Origin of the sequence: Chamaesiphon sp. VAR_69_metabat_338, from assembly GCF_031423935.1 — a bacterium.
Lineage (GTDB): Bacteria > Cyanobacteriota > Cyanobacteriia > Cyanobacteriales > Chamaesiphonaceae > Chamaesiphon.
The window spans coordinates 1-3,781 of sequence record NZ_JANPGM010000391.1; the positions used below are offsets into that span (position 1 = coordinate 1).

The 3,781-nt window shown below is 44.1% G+C and carries 2 protein-coding genes; one reads left to right on the plus strand and one right to left on the minus strand.

What is annotated here, in order from left to right; genetic code table 11:
• Positions 1–538: 538 nt before the first annotated feature.
• A complete protein-coding gene (locus RMO84_RS10965) occupies positions 539–796 on the plus strand; it encodes a hypothetical protein (protein ID WP_310488500.1) in 258 nt (85 codons plus the stop codon).
• A 7-nt stretch (positions 797–803) separates the two neighbouring features.
• Here the strand turns inward: RMO84_RS10965 and RMO84_RS10970 are convergent.
• Positions 804–3,781: amino acid adenylation domain-containing protein (locus tag RMO84_RS10970; protein ID WP_310488501.1), on the minus strand; the 2,978-nt coding region annotated here is incomplete at its 5' end.

Sequence of the window (3,781 nt, forward strand, 5' to 3'; positions counted from 1 at the left end):
AGCGATCTGTTGATATCAGATTTACCCGATGCCTAACTGTTCAACCTCACACCATGCGGTCACATGGCATTGATGGTTATAAATCAGCAGTTTGCCTCAGCAGTCAGCACTTTTAGAGATAGTATTTCTGTTGGTGTTGATGATGTAGGCAACAAGCGCGATTAGTGCTAAAGTACTGGCATGTCATCCGCTCGAAATCTATGGCTCAGTATAAACACGACCGCCTGTCAACTGTAGTGAAAAACTCCTCAAGCTATGTAATGCTCAACCCGCTCCAGAATTGGGGGTAGGTGTGTATCGATTGGCTGGATTGTTGAGAATGGGAGTTGTGGTGATTTCTAAGGTTGCGGATAGTCCTGAAACTATGTGGCTGCGGATGCTCGGAGATCGCGGATCTGCTCGACAAGCGTTTGGATCGATAGAGGAGTTGTCACCCGACACAAGAGAGAAAAATGATATAATTTTGGCATGTATTAAATATTGTGTTTACCTCAAAGATATCCCTACACAACTTTTAACTCCAGAGGATCGAGATTTTATGAACACGATGGCACAAATCGATGCTTTGTACGAAGCTAAAATTAATAATGCTAAACTTGAAGGTGAGCTTCAAGGTGAAGCCAAAGGTGAGGAACGTCAAAAACAGTCAATCGCACTTAATTTGCTGCCCCCTAGAAACAATCGCAGAAGCAACTGGACTGACGTTAGAGCAACTCCAGCAATTGAGAGCGAATGGCTAATCCGATCGATCGATTACAATAACTGCAATCCTCTCAAGACAACGATCGATAATTAGTAATCGATTAAAATTCTACTTCTTCTCGATCGAGTCCCGTAGTCTCAGTTTCATTCACACTTGCTGCCCAACACATTGTATCGATATACCTGGCAAGTTGGGCGATCGTGGGTGCTTCAAACAAATTGCGGACGGGTAAATCTATTTGGAAATTGTCGCGGATGCGAGACATTAGTTGAGTCGCTAGTAAAGAATGACCGCCAGATTCAAAGAAATTATCGTGGATACCTATTTGCTCTTTGCCCAAAACTTTAGTCCAAATTTGGGTAAGTAACTCTTCAACTTGCGATCGCGGTGCCACATAATCTCGCTCGTGGTAATTAATTAAATCGGGCGTGGGTAATGCCGCTCGATCGACTTTTCCATTCGGTGTGAGTGGTAAAACTTCTAAGCACATATAGGCTGTTGGCACCATATATACTGGTAGCTTCGATTTGAGAAATTGTCGAAAAATTTGTATTTCTGGCGTTGGCATCTGTTGTCGATCGAGTACAATATAAGCCACTAAATGTTTATCGTCGGGCATATTCTCTGCAACAATGACAATATTTTCGCTGACTGCTGGATGCTGATTTAATACCGCTTCAATCTCTGCTAATTCAATCCGGAAACCGCGAATTTTCACGAGGTTATCGGTGCGACCTAAAAATTCAATATTACCATCTGGTAAATAGCGCGCTCGATCTCCTGTTTGATAAAGACGCTTGTTTGAATCGCGATTGAAAGGATTGGGAATAAAGTGTTTAGTTGTTAGTTCCGATCGATTCGGCTTTGCCGAGGCTGCGCCAACGAGATAGCCTCGCGCCAGTCCGTCTCCACCAAGATAGATTTCGCCAGTAACGCCAATCGGCAATGGTTGTAAATAGGGATCTAATATATAAACTTGGGTGTTGCTAATCGGACGACCGATCGGTAATGATGCGATCGATCGTGACAGATCTAATTCATAATAAGTAGAAAATGTTGTATTCTCAGTCGGCCCATAAACGTGAATTAAATGCTGTGGCGCACCATATTCGATAATCTTATTAACCCAGCGCACATCCACAGTTTCGCCCCCAAATAGCAAATATTTAACTGTCTCAAAAGCTTGAGGTACATCTCTAGCAATCTGCTGAAATAAGGCGGTAGTCAAAAATAGAATATCGATCTTTCGATCGCGGATGTGCAGTGCAAAATCTCTAGGCGAAAGCGTTACCTCTCGATCGATTGCCACGAGTTCGGCACCATTGAGTAACGCCCCCCAAATCTCGAATGTTGCTGCGTCGAAGGAAATATTTGCGGCTTGGGCGACTTTATTGCATGGCTCTAATCTGATGTAATTTGGATTGCATACCAGCCGATTTATCGCTTTATGAGTTACGGCTACACCCTTGGGCTGCCCTGTCGAGCCAGAGGTGTAAATAACATAGGCTAAATTATCGCTATTTGCATCGCATTGAAGATTATCTGCCCGTTCTTGGCTAATAATTTCCCAATCGTTATCGATCGAAACAATCGGATTTATGAAATCTTCAAACCGATCGAGCGAGTTCGATCGTGTCAGTAATACCGCAACTCGCGCATCTTCAAGCATAAAATTGAGACGCTCTTGAGGATAGCTGGAGTCTAATGGCACATACGCTCCACCAGCTTTCAGAATAGCCAATAATCCCACGATCGTATCGATCGACTGGGGAATACAAATACCGACTAAAACTTCCGCACCTACTCCTGATTTTTGTAAGTGTCGGGCAAGTTGATTACTGCGGCTATTCAATTCTTGATAAGTGATGCGATCGCTTGCAAAATTTAGAGCGATCGCATTGGGATATTGCCGTACCTTTGCTTCAAATATTTGATGGACACACTGAGGTTCGGGATTATCTACCTGGGTATGATTCCATTCCACCATTACCCGATTTAGCTCTATTTCACTTAATAATGGTAAGTGAGCAATTTGTCGATCGGGATTTGTCACAATACCCGATAACAGAGTTTTGAAATGGTTTAGCATTCGATCGATTGTGGCTGGCTCGAATAAATCTGTGTTATGAACAATTATCCCTCGCAGACCTTCAGTATCCTGCCAGTTGCCACCATCCGAGCTGCGAAAATCTTCGCCACACTTCCAGAGATGCAGTTCCAAATCGAAGCGAGTTGTTTTAGAGTCAATATTAATTAATCTTGCTACTAATCCAGGCAATTCTAGTGCGGACATAGGCGCATTCTGGAAACCAAATACCACTTGAAACAGCGGATGATGGCTCAAGCTTCGCTCTGGATGTAGTTCTGATACTAACTTCTCAAATGGCAAATCTTGATGCGTGTACGCGCCAACTGTCACCTCTCGTACTCGGTCTAATAATTCCCGAAAAGTAGGATTTCCAGCTAGATCGCTCCGCAGGACTAAGGTGTTGACAAAAAAGCCAATTATCCCTTCAATTTCGCTCCGGTTACGATTGGCAATTGGCGAACCGATCGCGATATCCGATCGATCGGTATAACGGTAAAGTAACGTTTTAAATGCTGCTAGCAGTGTCATAAATAAAGTGACTCCTGCTTGCTGCGATAACTGTTCTAAAGAATCGGCTAGCTGTTTTGGTAACTCTAAAAATTGGGTTGCCCCTCGGTAGTTTTGGATCGCCGATCTGGGTTTGTCGGTAGGCAAATGCAGCGTCGAAATACCGTGTAATTGCTCTCGCCAGTAAGCTAACTGGGTGTCGAGGACTTCTCCTTTTAGCCACTCGCGCTGCCACTGAGCAAAATCGGCGTACTGAAGCGGCAGTTCTAATAGAGGCGTAGTCTGGTTTTGAGCAAAAGCTGTATACAGCGTGCCCATTTCCCCAATCAACACCCCCAGCGACCAATCATCACAGATAATGTGGTGCATGTCGATCGACAGAATATGTTCTGTGTCGGACAAAACGAGGATGGTAACTCGCAATAATGGCCCAGCGGCTAGATCGAAGGCATGTTTGAGCGCGGCGTTAATCATCTTCTTTG